The sequence below is a fragment of the Sphingomonas sp. BT-65 genome (assembly GCF_026107375.2).
Lineage (GTDB): Bacteria > Pseudomonadota > Alphaproteobacteria > Sphingomonadales > Sphingomonadaceae > Sphingomonas.
Genome location: NZ_JAPCIA010000003.1, coordinates 1 through 15222, shown reverse-complemented (window position 1 = coordinate 15222; position 15222 = coordinate 1). Strand labels below are relative to the sequence as shown.

Annotated in this window: 13 protein-coding genes; 6 read left to right on the top strand and 7 right to left on the bottom strand. The window is 67.4% G+C overall.

Annotated elements, in window-relative coordinates:
* Positions 1-39: 39 nt before the first annotated feature.
* The 4 genes from OK349_RS18090 (at position 40) to OK349_RS18075 (ending at position 4787) form a co-directional block, all read left to right on the top strand.
* Positions 40-927, top strand: coding sequence for a hypothetical protein (locus tag OK349_RS18090; RefSeq protein WP_265119323.1), 888 nt, complete (start codon positions 40-42; stop codon positions 925-927).
* A gap of 136 nt (positions 928-1063) precedes the next feature.
* Positions 1064-2389: an MFS transporter gene (locus OK349_RS18085; RefSeq protein ID WP_265119322.1), complete on the top strand. Its 1326-nt coding sequence runs from the start codon at positions 1064-1066 to the stop codon at positions 2387-2389.
* Positions 2386-3306, top strand: a complete 921-nt coding sequence (gene cysK / locus OK349_RS18080) for a cysteine synthase A (protein WP_265119321.1) — start codon at positions 2386-2388, stop codon at positions 3304-3306. Before OK349_RS18085 ends, cysK begins: the two co-directional genes overlap by 4 nt.
* Positions 3307-3413: 107 nt before the next feature.
* Complete coding sequence (locus tag OK349_RS18075) at positions 3414-4787, top strand: cell wall hydrolase (RefSeq protein WP_265119320.1); 1374 nt, start codon at positions 3414-3416, stop codon at positions 4785-4787.
* On the opposite strand, the gene OK349_RS18070 is transcribed toward OK349_RS18075, so the two are convergent.
* Genes OK349_RS18070 through OK349_RS18055 form a run of 4 tightly spaced genes read right to left on the bottom strand, consistent with a single transcriptional unit; the run spans position 4784 to position 9790 of the window.
* Positions 4784-6250: a PH domain-containing protein gene (locus OK349_RS18070; protein WP_265119319.1), complete on the bottom strand. Its 1467-nt coding sequence runs from the start codon at positions 6248-6250 to the stop codon at positions 4784-4786. The two genes, OK349_RS18075 and OK349_RS18070, sit on opposite strands and share 4 nt — an antisense overlap.
* Positions 6247-6729 carry a PH domain-containing protein gene (locus OK349_RS18065; protein ID WP_265119318.1) on the bottom strand — a complete coding sequence of 161 codons (483 nt, stop codon included), beginning with the start codon at positions 6727-6729 and terminating at the stop codon, positions 6247-6249. Before OK349_RS18065 ends, OK349_RS18070 begins: the two co-directional genes overlap by 4 nt.
* A 30-nt stretch (positions 6730-6759) precedes the next feature.
* Positions 6760-8223, bottom strand: a complete 1464-nt coding sequence (locus OK349_RS18060) for an amidase (protein ID WP_265119317.1) — start codon at positions 8221-8223, stop codon at positions 6760-6762.
* Between the two features lie 10 nt (positions 8224-8233).
* Positions 8234-9790: an amidase gene (locus OK349_RS18055; protein ID WP_265119316.1), complete on the bottom strand. Its 1557-nt coding sequence runs from the start codon at positions 9788-9790 to the stop codon at positions 8234-8236.
* Between the two features lie 176 nt (positions 9791-9966).
* Between OK349_RS18055 and OK349_RS18050 the strand changes: the two genes are divergently transcribed.
* Positions 9967-11379, top strand: a complete 1413-nt coding sequence (locus tag OK349_RS18050; protein WP_265119315.1) for an alpha-L-fucosidase — start codon at positions 9967-9969, stop codon at positions 11377-11379.
* A gap of 177 nt (positions 11380-11556) precedes the next feature.
* Positions 11557-12339 carry a class I SAM-dependent methyltransferase gene (locus OK349_RS18045; protein ID WP_265119314.1) on the top strand — a complete coding sequence of 261 codons (783 nt, stop codon included), beginning with the start codon at positions 11557-11559 and terminating at the stop codon, positions 12337-12339.
* A 31-nt stretch (positions 12340-12370) separates the two neighbouring features.
* On the opposite strand, the gene OK349_RS18040 is transcribed toward OK349_RS18045, so the two are convergent.
* Genes OK349_RS18040 through OK349_RS18030 form a run of 3 tightly spaced genes read right to left on the bottom strand, consistent with a single transcriptional unit; the run spans position 12371 to position 15150 of the window.
* Positions 12371-14188, bottom strand: a complete 1818-nt coding sequence (locus OK349_RS18040) for an acyl-CoA dehydrogenase C-terminal domain-containing protein (RefSeq protein ID WP_265119313.1) — start codon at positions 14186-14188, stop codon at positions 12371-12373.
* Between the two features lie 16 nt (positions 14189-14204).
* Positions 14205-14636: a MerR family transcriptional regulator gene (locus tag OK349_RS18035; protein WP_265119312.1), complete on the bottom strand. Its 432-nt coding sequence runs from the start codon at positions 14634-14636 to the stop codon at positions 14205-14207.
* Positions 14637-14667: 31 nt separating this feature from the next.
* Entirely contained in the window at positions 14668-15150 is a 483-nt protein-coding gene (locus OK349_RS18030; protein ID WP_265119311.1) for a hypothetical protein, read from the bottom strand.
* Positions 15151-15222 lie beyond the last annotated feature (72 nt).

Here is a 15222-nt window from a genome sequence, read left to right as displayed (position 1 = left end):
TGGTGCGTTGTAACGTCATAGCTGGGTTGCCGTCGCACGATGGCGTTTGAACCAGCCCAACAGCATCAGGCTGCGGCGCCCCTGCAGGGGCCGTTGTTCGAAGGATTGCTGGCAGAGTTCGCGGCCTGCGCCATGTCGGCCGGGATCGGCGCGTTCGGCGCGCCCAACCGCGCGATGATCTTCGCCGCCGCCGCGCGCGCGTGCGGCCCGTTCGATGCGGGACCGGGGCGCTCGCATCCGGTCAGCGTGAACGCCCTCGCCGCCTCGCTCGCGCGACCGTTCGAGACGATCCGGCGCCAAGCCAACATGCTGATCGACGCCGGACTGCTCGTCCGCAGCGACGCTGGCCTCGCGGTGCCGTTGCAGGTGATCTGCGATCCGCGGGTGGCGCAGATGGCCGACCAGTGCCACGATCTACTCGTGCGCCTCGTCGAGGACGTCCGCGCCGCCAACTTCATGCTTTCCGAGCCGCGGCCCGGCGTCACCTATGATCCGCGCGGCGGGATCGGCATCGCCTTCGACCTGCTTCTCGCCACGGTCGAATGCCATCACCAGCGCAAGGAGAACTGGACGCGGCTCGCCCTGATCTTCGCGATCGAATGGGCCAATCGCCGCTTCGCGCATAGCGCGGGGCCTCATCTGGCGCCGGTCAAGCCGAGCACCGTGGCGCGCATCCTCGGCCTCCCCTATGCGACCGTGTCGCGCAACATCGAGACGCTGGTCGCCGCCGGCAAGCTGCGCCGCGTCCCGGAGGGGCTGGTGATCGCGCCGGACTTGCTCGCGGCCCCGGCGGCGGTCGATGCGCGGCTCGCGCTCGCCAACCGCGCGCGGCAGTTGCTCGGCCGCCTCAGCCATATCGGCTTTCCGCTCGACCGGCCGGCCGTGGCTTATATCGGCAGCCGGCCCCCGCTCCCCGCGCTCGGCTGACCCGCGTTCGCGGAAATCCCGGCCAAAAACACAAATGACGCGCGCGACGAATCCTTCGTTGCGCGACCCGGTGCGGAGCCCCTAGAGGCCCGTGACGCCGCTCCGTTCCCGATGGGCGGCCTGACACCAGGATCGCATGGCCGCTCATCCCTTCGCCATCCACAATTACCGCGCCTACTGGATCGCCCGGCTCGCCTCGACGCTTGCCGGGCTCTCGATGGTGGTGGTGATCGGCTGGCAGGTCTACGACATCGCGCGTGAGACGATGGGGATCAAGCGGGCCGCGCTCCAGCTGGGGCTGGTCGGGCTCGCCCAGTTCCTGCCGCTGCTCGCGCTGACCCTGGTCACCGGCTGGGTCGCCGACCGGCTCGACCGGCGCTGGATCATCCGCGCCGCGATCGCGCTCGAGGTGTTCTGCGCGCTGAGCCTCGCCTGGCTCACCTGGCAGGGCACCGTGTCGCTTCCCGCCCTCTTCGGCGTCGCGGCCTTGCTCGGCGTTGCCCGCGCCTTCCTCGCGCCGGCACAGCAGGCGCTCGCGCCCAACCTCGTGCCCGCAGCCTCGCTCCCCACCGCGATCGCGCTCAGCGCGCTCGCCTGGCAGGTCGGGTCGATCGCCGGCCCGGCGATGGGCGGCTATCTCTACGCGGCGTCGCCTGCCCTGCCCTATGCCGTGTCCGGCGGCCTGTTCCTGATCTCGCTCCTGATGATGCTGCTCGTGAAGCCGGTCCCGCGCAGCCAGATCGCGCGCACCGGAAGCCCGTTCCGCCAGATGGTCGACGGCCTCCATTATGTCCGCCGCAACCGCCTCGTGCTCGGCGCGATCTCGCTCGACATGTTCGCGGTGCTGCTCGGCGGCGCCACCGCGATGCTACCGATCTATGCGCGCGATATCCTGATGACCGGCGCCGACGGCCTCGGCCACCTGCGCGCGGCGCCCGCGGTGGGCGCGGTGGTGGTCGCGCTGGTCCTGTCGTGGCGCCCGCTCAAGACCAATGTCGGGGTGAAGATGCTGTGGTCGGTCGTCGGCTTCGGCGTGGCGACCGTCGTGTTCGGCTGGGCCGGCCCGCTGATGTCGAGCTGGTGGGGGCCGGCGATGATCGGCAGCGACTTCGCCCCCGCGGTCCTCGTCTCGCTCGCCGCGCTCGCCGCGCTGGGGGCGTTCGACATGATCTCGGTCTATGTCCGCTCCTCGCTGATCCAGCTCTACACGCCCGACGCGATGCGCGGGCGGGTCGGCTCGGTCTCGACGCTGTTCGTCTCGAGCTCGAACGAGCTCGGCGAGGCGCGCTCGGGCTTTCTCGCCGCTGCGATCGGACCGGTCGTCGCGACCGTCGGCGGCGGCGTGCTCGCCATCTTGGTAACTGCGTGGTGGGCGCGTATCTTCCCCGAATTGCGGAGGGCTCGAACGTTCGACCCGCCCGTGACCCTTGTGGAGCCTATTGCTGAGGAGACGAAGACGTGAAGGCCAACACCATCCTCGAGACGATCGGCAACACGCCGCACATCCGCGTCCAGCGCCTCTTCCCCGGCGCGGAGGTGTGGATCAAGTCGGAGCGCTCGAATCCCGGCGGCTCGATCAAGGACCGCATCGCGCTGTCGATGATCGAGGCGGCCGAGGCCGACGGCAGCCTCAAGCCCGGCGGCACGATCGTCGAGCCGACCAGCGGCAACACCGGCGTCGGCCTCGCCATGGTCGCCGCGGTCAAGGGCTACAAGCTCGTGCTGGTGATGCCCGAGAGCATGAGCCTCGAGCGCCGCCGCCTGATGCTCGCCTATGGCGCGACCTTCGACCTCACCCCGCGCGAGAAGGGAATGAAGGGCGCGATCGAGCGCGCGATCGAGATCGTCGAATCGACTCCCGGCGCGTGGATGCCGCAGCAGTTCGAGAATCCGGCGAATATCGACGTCCATGTGAAGACCACCGCGCAGGAGATCCTCAAGGACTTCGCCGATTCGCCGCTCGACGTGATCATCACCGGCGTCGGCACCGGCGGTCACATCACCGGCGTCGCCGAGACGCTCAAGAAGAGCTGGCCGAACCTCAAGGTCTATGCGGTCGAGCCGGAGCTCTCGCCGGTGATCTCGGGTGGCCAGCCCGGCCCGCACCCGATTCAGGGCATCGGCGCGGGCTTCGTGCCGCGTAACCTCCATACCGACGCGATCGACGGCGCGATCCAAGTCGATGCCGGTGACGCCAAGGAATATGCCCGCCGCGCCGCGCGCGAGGAGGGTGTGCTGATCGGCATCAGTTCGGGCGCGACACTCGCGGCGATCGCCAAGAAGCTGCCCGACCTTCCCGCCGGATCGCGCGTGCTCGGCTTCAACTATGATACCGGCGAGCGCTATCTCAGCGTCCCCGACTTCCTGCCGGAAAGTTGAGCGTGGTTCCGGAGCGGCACATCGCCGCTCCAGCCGCGCATGGTTCCAACTTCGTCACGCGTGCGTTATGGGCGTCGGCCTTTGCCGCCAGAGGATAGCACACGCTCGTGACCAGCCCCGCTCCCGCCGCAGAAACCGCGCGCGCGATCACGCCTGGCCTGTGGTTGGCGCTGGCGCTCACCGCCCTGCTGGCGATCGCCGCCCCGCTGCTGATCGTGCTCAACAAACCGCGCGTTCCCGTCGAGAACGCGCCCACGCTGGCCGACGTCAAGAAACCCAAACGAGTCGTGCCCCAGGCGGAGCTGCCGCCGGTCGAGCCAGTGCGCCTTGCCGCGCTGCCGATGGGCGAGGCGCGACGCTACAACGCCTCGATTCCCTTCTCCACCGCGCCCAACCCGGCTGCGCGGCCCTTCGTCGTCACTGGCGGTGCGGATGACCAGACACGCGCGGTCGACTGCCTCGCGGCCGCCACCTGGTACGAGGCGGGCGACGATGCCGTCGGCCAGCGGGCCGTGGCGCAGGTGGTGCTCAATCGTCTTCGCCATCCGGCTTTCCCCAAGACGGTGTGCGGCGTCGTATTCCAGGGCCAGGAACGGCGCATCGGTTGCCAGTTCACCTTCACGTGCGATGGTGCGATGCGGCGTACGCCATCCCCGACGGCATGGGAGCGCGCGCGCGACGTCGCACGGCAGGCGCTCCATGGATATGTCTATACAAAAGTAGGCCATTCGACCCATTATCATACCGACTGGGTGGTGCCCTATTGGAGCGCCAGCCTCGACAAGGTGGCCGAGGTGCACACCCATCTATTCTTCCGCTGGACCGGCTGGTGGGGCACCCCGCCCGCCTTCCGCCGCGCTTATGCCGGCGCCGAGCCGGTGATTGCGAAGATGGCGCACCTCTCGCCGGTGCATGCCACGGGCGGGGATCCCGCCGTGCTGACGATCGAGGGGGTGGCGATTACGGGCGTGGCGATTGATCCCGCGACGATCCCGGAATCCGCCATTCCGCAGCCGGTGACGGGGGAGGCCCGCAACGTCTTCCATGCCGCGCTCGACCGCAATATGGGCGCGGACGCCTTCGCCGCCCTCGCGATCCGCACCTGCGGCGAGCGGCCCTTCTGCAAGTTTCTCGGCTGGACCGATCACAGCAAGGTGCCGACCGCCGGCGCGGCGCCCAATCCCGGGCAGATCGAGACGATGTCGTTCAGCTATCTGCGCGATCAGACCCAGGGGTTCGGCAAGGCATTGTGGAACTGCGCCGAGTTCAAGCGCCCCAGCCCGGTGCAGTGCATGCGGCGTATGCCCGCCGTAACCGCTCCGGCCATAACGCCCGATCTCAACGCGATCCGCGTCGATCCCGCCGCCAAGCCCGCAGCGCCGGACGGCCTCGCCGGCATCCGCCGCAAGAGCGAAGTGACTCCGCCGCCCGTGATGGTGCCAGCACCACAGCCGAGCGCAACACCCGCCGCCGGACGCTAGCCGATCCGCTCGACCAGACCCGCCGCCAGCGCGCGCGCATCGGGAAGGTTCAAGTCGACCACGTCCGGCGCGCCGCCCCCGCCCGCACCCGCGGTGTCCACCAGCACGCTCGCGATCCCCAGCCGCCGCTGCAGCCAACCTGCGCGCAGCGTGACCACCTGCACATTCTCGAACGGCACGATCCAGTCGCGCTGGGCGATCACGCCGCGCATCACCTGCAGGCTGGTGTGGCGCAGCGCATAGCGGTGAAAGCGGCGCTGGAGCAAAGCGGCGATCGCCAGCGGGATCAACAGCAGCAGGCCGAACCAGGCGAGCGGCGTCACCATCACGGCCGCGCCGATCACCAGCATCGGCCAGGGCAGCGCAAGCACTAGCGAGCGGATCACATGCCCCGCCGCCACCGGACGCAACGGGAGCCGTTCGAAGGGCGGGAGCCCGGCGATATCGACGATCCGCGCCACCTCATGCTCGCGCGCGAGCGGCGCCATCGCCTGGCGCCCGCTCGGATCGTTGCTGCCGCCCAGCGTCTGGACGCTCAGCGCATTCCAGCCGAACAGCCCGCGCAGAGGTCCGCGCTGGACCATCGCGAGCTGGATGCGGCGCATCGCCACCACCACCTCGCTCCGGGTCAGCAGGCCCCGCGTGCGGCGGAAGCGGCCGGCGCCCGCGCGCAGCGTGAAGCCATATTCGCGCAGCAGCGCGCGGATCACGCCGCTAACCACGCCCAGGGCCAGGGCGATGCCCGCCACGCTCAGGGCAGCGGCGATGCTGAAGCGGGCCTGCACCTCGTCCCTTGCGACCTCCGCCCAATCCCTCACCTGATCGAAGCCGAGATCGAGGAACTGGTCGAAGAACTGGAGGCCGCCGAACAGTGCGGCAATCCATACCAGCGAGAAGCTGAACGCCCCGAGCAGCAACACGCGCGGGAGGGACATTTGGAAAATGATGGGGAGGGATGCGGATTCGGGGGTGTCCGCGTTCCCCTCGTCAACGGAGAACATGTCGATACCCGACGCCTGGCCGCGCAGCGCGGCGCGTAGACGTTCCGCCTCGGCGACGGAGACACTGTCCAATACAGCCTCGTCCTTCTCGCCGCCGCCCGTTTCCACCCGCACCTCGGCAAGGCCGAACAAGCGCGCGAGCGGCTTGCGCTCGATCGACACGTCCTGGATCCGCTCGAGCGGGATCGAGCGGCGGCTGCGGTTGAGCAGCCCGCGCTCGATCACCAGCTCGCGCGCGCCCACGGTGTAGGTGAAGCGCCGCCAGCCGATCCAGGTGAAGAACAGCATCACCGCGCCCACCACCACGGCGGCGAGCAGGATCCAGCCGATCCCGCGCCCCGAGGTCCAGCCCGCGATCGCGGGAAGGCCGATCACCGTCTGCGGCGCGCGGCGCAGGAAATCGATCGCGATCGAGCCCGGATGGACTCGCTTCGGCCCGTGATCGGTCACGCTGTCACTCACCAGGGATCGCTCGAGAGATGCTCGCGGATCGCGTCGCGAATCTCCTCGGCGGTCTCGCGCGAGATGCCGGGCAGATCGACCTCGCTATTGGCGGTGCCAGCGGTGTGGAGCACGAGGGTCGACACACCGAACATTCGCTCGACCGGCCCCTGCGTCACGTCGATATGCTGGACGCGCGAGGCCGGGACGATGGTGTGGCTGCGCGTCAGCCAGCCCGAGGCGACGTGCAGCTCCTTGCCCGTCCACGCCCACCCCCAGCGCGCCCAGCGCCGCGGCGCGAGCGCGATCGACCACAGGCCGAGCAGCACGACGGCGAGCGGCGCGGCCCAGACCGGGAGCCATGGGACGGCGTGGCTGACACCCCAGCTGGTCACTCCGGCGCCCACGGTGACGATTGTGGTGGTGACCGCACCGGCGAAGCGCATCACGTTGAGCTGACCACGCTCGAGCGGCTGGAGCGGAATGTCGGGAAGAAGCATGCGCCTGTTATGGCGGGATGCGGAGGCGGCTCAAGGGGAATTGGGCGACCGCAGTCTTGTGCCCGGTTTCACTCGGTTCGCATGTTCGAAGGCATAGCCAAGCGACAGCACGCGGGCATCCTGCCATTTGCCCGCGATGAAGCTGATTCCCACAGGCATTCCTCGATCTCGTCCCATTGGAACGGTCAGATGCGGATAGCCCGCCACCGCCGGCAACTGGCTTGCAGAACCTTGCATTCGATCCGCGTCGTTGCGGTCCAGCGTTGCGGCACGTGACGTGGTCGGCGCGATCAGCGCCACGACGCGGTATCTCGACATCATCCTGTCGATGCCGTCCGGCCCCGCCGCGCGGCGGGCCCTGGCGCGCGCATTGAGATAGACAGGATCGTCGATGTCCGGCGCCGCCTCGGCACGTTCAAAGGTTTCCTGGCCGAAGAACTGCATCTCCCGAGGCTGCGTGGCATTGAAGGCGATGAGCTGGCTGAGCGTCCTCGCTTTCACCTGGTCGGGCCGTGTGGACGCGAGATAGGCGTTCAATCCGTGCTTGAACTCGGTCGCGAGCACCTGGAACTCCCAGTTGCCGATCTTGTCATGCTCGGCCGGCGCTTCCGCAATGTCGACGATCTCGGCGCCCGCGGCGCGCATCTGCCGCACCGCGCGTTCGAACAAGAGCCGTGTCTCGGCGGAATAGGCGGAAAGCGCGAAGCGCATGACTCCGATGCGTGCGCCGTGCAGCGCCTTGCGGTTTAGGACAGCGGCATAGTTCATCTTGTGGGCATCCGCTTCGGCGGTGGCCGAATCCCGCGCGTCGCTGCCCGCGATCGCGGTCAACACCCAAGCGGCCTCCCGCACGGTGCGGGCGATCGGGCCGGGCGTATCTTGCGAGGCGCTGATCGGAATGACATTCGTGCGGCTGACCAGCCCGACCGTCGGCTTGAATCCGACCACGCCGTTGACCGATGCCGGGCAGGTGATCGAGCCGTCGGTTTCGGTTCCGATCGCCGCCGGAGCCAGGCCGATGGCGACCGCCACCGCGCTTCCCGCCGAGGAGCCGCAGGGCGTCCGCGCAGCGTCGAACGCATTCCGGGTCTGGCCGCCAATGGCGCTCCATCCGGGAATGGACGCAGACGAACGGAAATTTGCCCATTCCGAAAGATTGGTCTTGCCGAGGATCACTGCCCCGGCTGCGCGCAAGCGCGCGACCAGCGGCGCGTCCCTGCCGGGCGCGTTTCGCGACAAGGCGAACGAGCCGGCGGTCGTCGGCATGTCGCGTGTCTCGACATTGTCCTTGATGAGGATCGGCATGCCGGCGATTCCATCACCATCCCAGCGATAGGTCTTGCTGGGGTCGGCCCAGGTGAGGACGCTATGCTTAGCCGCGGCCGCAGCTGTCATGCGGCTTGCGCCATAGACGCCGCCCCGCGCCGAAGCAGCGGCGACCAGAAGCAAGGCGATGGCGGCCAATCCGCACCCCATCAAGGGACCTGACTTCATTTCGAGGCTCCTAATAGGCAAAGCGCTCGCCCGGCAATGGGGGTGTCTCGGGAGGTTGGCGCAGGGCATGCGCGTGTTGCTCGAAGGCGAAAGCCCAGGCCAATAGCTGCCCGTCGCTGGAGGCGGGCCCCAGGAACGAAATGCCTACGGGCAGGCCCTCCGGCGTCGCCCCCGCCGGCACCGTGATGTCCGGCCATCCCGCGATGCTGGCGAGAGCGGGCGCGAAATTGCCGAACAGCCCACGCGCGTTACGCACGGGCGCCTTCGCCAGCTTGTTAATGCGCATCGTCTGCGTCGGATAGACGATCGCGCGCACATCATAGCGTTTCAGGATCGCGGACAGCGATGCCCGGAAGAATTGGCGCCCCTCTTTGCGCGCCGCCACGTACACGGGATCTTCGAACGGCAGCGCCGCCGCCTCCCAGCGATATCCGCTGAGCCGGCCCGGGTTCGCAACAGCGCCCGGGACGGGGCTTCGCATCAGCGCCTCGCTCATCGCCAGGATCGCTGCGTGACTCCTTGGCCAGGGCGGCGGGAAGGACGCCGACAGATAGGCGTCAAGGCTTGGAACGGACTCGGACTGGACCAGCAATGCCTGCAAGCTGTCTGAAAGACGGATGAGCCAATCGGGCAAATCGATATCGATCACGGTCGCGCCGCTTGCCCGCAACGTCTCGAGCGCGCGCGCAGTGGCCGCATCGATCTCGGGATCGTCCCCCGAGAAGGTGGTACGGGGAAAGCCGATCCGCACGCCGCGCAAGGCGTCGCGACCGAGCCTGGGTTCCGCCAGTACCGGTTCCTGCGCGAGGACATGAGCGACCACGGCCACGTCAGCGACCGACCGCGTCATGATCCCCACCGTATCGAGCGTCGGCGCGTTCGGCTGGACGCCGACCGGACTGAAAAGACCCATGGTCGGACGCATCCCCACCACGCCGTTCGTCGCCGCGGGCCAGCGCGCCGAGCCCGTCGTATCGGTGGCGATGCCGATCGGCGCGTAGCCCGCGGCGATTCCCACCGCGGTCCCGTTCGACGATCCCGCCGGACTATAGGCCAGATTGTGGGGATTGCGGGTCTGTCCGCCCAGCGAGCTCATCGGCGGCCCTGAGGCGAGCTCGCTGAGATTCGTTTTGGCGAGAATGATCGCGCCGGCGGCGCGCAACCTGGCGACGACGGCTGCGTCCGAGACGGCTTGTGCGCCTTTCAAGCCATAGAAGCCGAGCGTGGTGGGGAGATCGCGGGTGTTGATGTTATCCTTGATGAGCACGGGAATGCCGTGGAGCGGCGACCTGCGGCCCTTCCGCCGCCGCTCGATGTCCAAAGCCCGTGCTTCATCGAGCGCGCGCGGATTCAGCGTGATGATCGCGTGGAGTTTCGGCTCGTAGATCCGAATGCGGGCGAGCGACAACCGGACAAGCTGCTCCGAGGTCAAGGCCCCCCTGTCGATCGCTCGATTGATGTCGGCGATGGTGGCGGTCTCGAGGTCGAATTCGGTGCGGGCCTGGGCGGGCCTTTTGATCGGGCCGGCGTCCGGACGCTGCGCCTGCACCGGCAACGCGAGGAACATCGCAAAGAGCCCCGCTAAGATTGGCCTCAACATGCCCGACGCCTCCCCGATTGACCGTCGATATGCCATGGAACCGGTTACATTCCTAGGGCAGCGTCAGTTGCATCGGCCATCTATTCTTGTAAGACAGGTTTAGAACCTGCGTCGAACGGGGGACATGCCGAGGGGAGCGCCGAATGGACCGCATCGATCGCAGGAACTTCTTCGCCTATGCCGGCGCTGCCGGCGCGCTCCCGTTCGTCGCCGCGTCCGGCCATGCCCAGGAAGCCGACGGCAACAGCGCCGCCGCAGCCCCGGCGAAGCTCCCCTATCAGGAGGAAACGCGCGCACGCCGCATGCAGTGGTGGCACGAGGCCAAGTTCGGGATGTTCATTCACTACGGCCTCTACAGCATCATCGGCCACCAGGAATGGGCGATGGAGAATGAGGGGATTCCGATCCCGCAATATGAGCGGCTGGCGCGGCATTTCCGGCCCAAGCCCGGCGCCGCGCGCGAATGGGCGAAGCTCGCGAAACGCGCGGGGCAGAAATACATGGTGCTCACCACCAAACACCATGAAGGCTTCTGCCTGTGGGATACCAAACAGACCGACTATAACTCGGCCCGGCAGGGCGCGAAGCGCGACATCGTCCGCGAGTTCGTCGAGGCGGCGCGGACCGAGGGGCTTCGCGTCGGGCTCTATTACTCGCTGATGGACTGGCACTACCCGGACGGCGCGCGGTGCAAGGACGATCCCGCGGCGCGCGAGCGTTTCGTCGCCTTCGCCCATGCCCAGGTCCACGAATTGCTGACCAACTACGGCAAGATCGACATCCTGTGGTACGATGTCGACTGGCCGCTCACCCCGGCGCAATGGCGTGCGGCGGACATGAACAAGATGGTGTTCGAGCTTCAGCCCGACATCATCGTCAACAACCGCAACGGGCTGGCCGGCGATTTCTCGACGCCCGAGCACAAGGTGGCGGCCGACAGCCGCGCCTGGGAAACCTGCGAGACGATGAACCTCGGCTGGGGCTATCAGCGCACCGACGACGAATGGAAATCGCCGACGCGGATCGTCAACGACCTGACGTTGTGCGTGCAGCAGGGCGGCAACTTCCTGCTCAACATCGGGCCCGAGGCGGACGGGTCGGTGCCGCAGCCGTCGGTCGAGATCCTCGGGCGTGTCGGGGACTGGCTCAAGATCAACGGCGCATCGATCTACGACGCGGACGGCCGCGCCGCCGGGGCGTTCGGCAACTACACCAACTTCACCAAGGCGAAGGACAAGCTCTACGTCCATGTCTATTGCTGGCCGTCGAAGAGCCCGGCGGCCGGGATCCTCGACTTCCTTCGCCCGGAAACCACCGTCGCCGTGGGCGGGGTGCGGACCAAGATCCTGTCGGCGAGGCTGCTCAAGACCGGCGCGCCGGTGAAGTTCGAGCAGGACGCCTGGTCGCTCCGCCTGCTCGACCTGCCCGAGGCGGCGCCCGACGACCCCACGACGGTGTTCGAGTTGACCTGTGAGGGCAAGCCCTATGTGCGCCACCACCTGATCCGCCCGGAATGGCCGCGGTACGGGGTCAATGTGCTGCCGCGCCAATCCTGATCCCGATTAAACGACCATGCTCTCTAGCGGACCAACTGGCCGAGGTTGGGTTCGATCGTGTTTAGACTGGGGTGTGTGGCAAGCGGTGCGGTTGCCTATAGCGGGCGGCTGCGGCAGCATCGAAGCATACTCGAGTTCGGATTTCCACAACTCACGCGCTCGCGCGAAGGAGGACAGATGATCCATGCTCCGATGCTCCAGGGCAAAAAACTGGTTCAATCCATGTTTGCGCGTCGCGGCTACAGGATTGTAAGGTCGGAACCTGACGAGCAGTACCAGCCGACCTCAGCCGACGCCCGCAACTCTGTTAGCTTGCTCCATGAGATACTTCCGGTGGTGCAGCACAACGCGCTGACCGGACAATGGCCGACACCAGAATTTCTTGAAGACTACTTCGACGCAAGCCGTCTTGCGATGGCTCGCCTTCTGCTCGATCAATGCGATGCCGAAGAAGTCGAAATCGCGGGCAAGCGCGTTCTGGACATCGGGTGCCACGCAGGGTGCCTGCTGCGCCTCATGCGCGCAAGATACCCGGAAGCCTCCCTCTTTGGATGCGACATCAGCGATGTGAAGCTCGCGATGGCCAAGCGGGCCTGCCCTGACGCCGAACTGTTCTTCTGCGCGCTCTCGGACCTTCCTGAATCATCGCGCTACGACGTGGTGTTTCTGATGGAAGTGCTCGAGCACACGGTAGATCCCGAAGCGGTTGTCCGGCGCCTGCTCGATATTGTGTCAGCCGCCGGCACGCTCGTATTGACGGTTCCCGATGGGCGGAAGGATCAATTTCCCGCCAAGGAGTACAATGCGGAGTTTGATTCCTACGCGGGCCACATCAACTTCTGGAGTCCGGAGAGCTGGAACTATTTCCTTGCGCGGATCGCTCCTGAGTGGAAACTCCGTACAGGAACGTTGGCAACTGGACACTTGTTCGCAGCACTGAGCATGAAGAAAGCGATCTAAACGCCGCGGCCAGCCGCAGCGCCCCCACCCCTCATGCTGCCCGGAACATCTCAGGCGGCAGCGCCATGATGCTGTCCGCGCCGCCCTCGATCTTGCGCCGCAGCGCGCCCGCGTCGGGCATGATGCGCTCGGCGTAGAAGCGGGCGGTGACCAGCTTGGCCTCCAGGAACGCCCGATTGAAATCAGCTCCCTCAGCCTCGCCCGAGGCGAGCGCCTCGACCGCGGCTTCGGCCATGCGCAGCCACATCAGGCCAATCGCGACGATGCCGGTGAGCTGCATGTAGCTATAGGCGCCGGCGCCGACCTGGTTGGGGTTCTGCATGCCGTTCTGCATGAACCACATGGTCGCGGCCTGGAGCTGGCCATTGGCCTTCTCCAGCGCCTCGGCGAAGCTCGTGAGTTCAGGCTTGGACTTGGCGACGGCGACTTCCTCGCCGACGACCTTGAAGAAGGCCTGGATCGCGCGGCCGCCATTCTGGGCGAGCTTGCGGCCGACCAGGTCCATCGCCTGGACGCCGTTAGTGCCCTCATAGATCATCGAGATGCGGGCATCGCGGACATATTGCTCCATGCCCCATTCGGCGATGTAGCCATGGCCGCCATAAACCTGCTGCGCGTCGGTCGCGATCTTGTAGCCGGCATCGGTGCCGACGCCCTTGATCACCGGGGTGAGCAGGCCAACGAGGTCGTCGGCGAGCTGGCGCTCCTCCTCGGTCGCGGCCTGATGCGCGAGATCGACCTGGAGGCCGCCCCACAGGCACAAGGCGCGCAGCCCCTCGGTCATCGCCTTGGCCTCCATCAGCATGCGGCGGACGTCGGGATGGACGAAGAGCGTGTCGGCCTTTTCATTGGGCTCGGCCGGGCCGGTGAGCGCGCGGCCCTGGCGGCGGTCCTCGGCATATTGGACGGCGTTCTGATAGGCGACCTCGCCGATGCCGAGCCCCTGCAAGCCGACGCCGAGGCGCGCGGCGTTCATCATGATGAACATCGCGGCGAGGCCCTTCATCTCTTCGCCGACCAGCCAGCCGGTCGCGCCGTCATAGTTCATGACGCAGGTCGAGTTGCCGTGGATGCCCATCTTGTGCTCGATCGAGCCGCACGACACCGCGTTGCGCTCGCCGAGCGAGCCATCGTCGTTGACGAGGATCTTGGGCACCACGAACAGCGAGATGCCTTTGCTGCTCTCCGGCGCGCCCGGGGTCTTGGCGAGGACGAGGTGGATGATGTTGCTGGTGAGGTCGTGCTCGCCCGATGAGATGAAGATCTTCGTGCCGGTGATCGACCAGCTGCCGTCGGCATTCGGCTCGGCGCGGGTCTTGATGAGGCCGAGATCGGTACCGGAATGCGGTTCGGTCAGGTTCATGGTGCCGCCCCACTCACCCGACACCATCTTCGGCACATACATCGCCTGCTGCTCGGGGCTGCCCTTGGCGAGCAGCGCGGCGATCGCGCCGTGGGTGAGGCCCGGATACATGGCGAAGGCCATGTTCGAGCTGATCATGAACTCCTGAAACGCGGTCGAGACGACGTGCGGCATGCCCTGCCCGCCGAACTGCTCGGGCGCGGAGAGCGTGCCCCAGCCGCTCTCGACGAACTGGTTGTACGCTTCCTTGAATCCGTCGGGGGTGGTGACGCTGCTGTCGGGGTTGCGGGTGCAGCCCTGCTGGTCGCCCGAATGGTTGAGCGGGAAGAGGACCTCGGCGACGAACTTGCCCCCCTCCTCGAGCACCGCGCTGACGACGTCGGGCGTCGCTGCGGCGAAACCGGGCAGATTGGCGTAGCGATCGATCTTGAGGACGCGGTCGAGCACGAAGCGGGTGTCGCGCACGGGGGGCGTATATTGCGGCATCTCTCGGGTCCTGTTCTTATTTGATGGGTTGCGCGCGGCCTTCGAGGACCGCGACGAAATCTTCGAGCTCGGCGATGTGGGCGTCGATGTCGACCTTCTGGCGCTCGAGCAGCTCGATGCGCGCGCGGCACTTGTCGAGCGTGACCTGGTGCTGGGTCTTGCGGCCGTCGCCGACGTCGTAAAGGTCGATCATCTCGCGGATCTCGGCGAGGCTGAAGCCGACTCGCTTGCCGCGCAGGATCCAGGCGAGGCGCGCGCGGTCGCGGTGCGAATAGATGCGCGCGAGGCCGCGGCGCTCCGGCGCGATCAGTCCCTCGTCCTCGTAGAAGCGCAGCGCCCGTGCCGTCACCTCGAACTCGGCGCAGAGGTCCGAGATCGAGAAGCTCTCCTTGTCCGGCCGGGCCTCGATCGGTGCGAAGCTGGCCACCGTCTTGATGGTCGTTGCCATGCCGCAGATTTACGCCCGGCTTACGTTAACGTCAATCGTCGCAGAGCCGGGTGCCGTCGGCGCTGCGCAGTGCGCGCGCCTCGGCCGCGGATTCGCTCAGGCGATCGGCGTCGAGCGCTGCGAAGGAAGCGCGTGGACCGCAGAATTTGGCGCATTCGGCCGGGACATTGGCGGGGAAGGTGATGCGGTCGCCGTCGAACCGCGCGTCGAAGGCGCAGGCGATGCCGCCTTTCCCTTCCAGACGGACCGACAGCGTCTCGCCCGCGCGCGTCGCCGTGCCGGAGCCGGCGCAGGACAGGCCGTCGCCATAGTCGACGAACGCGCCGATGCGGTAGGCGTCCCCCTTGCGGATCACGCAGACGCGGTCGGTGTCGCGGGCATAGAGGCCGGTGACGCCGGTGTCCGAAGGGTCGCGGACGAGGCCGCGCTCGACCGCGGCGGATTCGAGGTCCTGCGGGGTGGCGCTGTTGCCGGCGGAGCCGCCGCCGGAGCAGGCGGCGAGGAGGAGAGGCAAGCAAATCCTCCCCCACCGGGGGAGGGGGACCGCCGCGAAGCGGTGGTGGAGGGGCCGCCGACGTAGTCGGAA

Bases quoted from the DNA above. Each gene is read 5' to 3' on its own strand.
- OK349_RS18045 (WP_265119314.1), top strand. From the start codon at position 11,557: ATGATCCATGCTCCGATGCTCCAGGGCAAAAAACTGGTTCAATCCATG.
- OK349_RS18040 (WP_265119313.1), bottom strand. From the start codon at position 14,188: ATGCCGCAATATACGCCCCCCGTGCGCGACACCCGCTTCGTGCTCGAC.
- OK349_RS18055 (WP_265119316.1), bottom strand. From the start codon at position 9,790: ATGTTCCTCGCGTTGCCGGTGCAGGCGCAGCGTCCGGACGCCGGCCCG.
- OK349_RS18090 (WP_265119323.1), top strand. From the start codon at position 40: ATGGCGTTTGAACCAGCCCAACAGCATCAGGCTGCGGCGCCCCTGCAG.
- OK349_RS18050 (WP_265119315.1), top strand. From the start codon at position 9,967: ATGGACCGCATCGATCGCAGGAACTTCTTCGCCTATGCCGGCGCTGCC.
- OK349_RS18060 (WP_265119317.1), bottom strand. From the start codon at position 8,223: ATGAAGTCAGGTCCCTTGATGGGGTGCGGATTGGCCGCCATCGCCTTG.
- OK349_RS18065 (WP_265119318.1), bottom strand. From the start codon at position 6,729: ATGCTTCTTCCCGACATTCCGCTCCAGCCGCTCGAGCGTGGTCAGCTC.
- OK349_RS18035 (WP_265119312.1), bottom strand. From the start codon at position 14,636: ATGGCAACGACCATCAAGACGGTGGCCAGCTTCGCACCGATCGAGGCC.
- OK349_RS18085 (WP_265119322.1), top strand. From the start codon at position 1,064: ATGGCCGCTCATCCCTTCGCCATCCACAATTACCGCGCCTACTGGATC.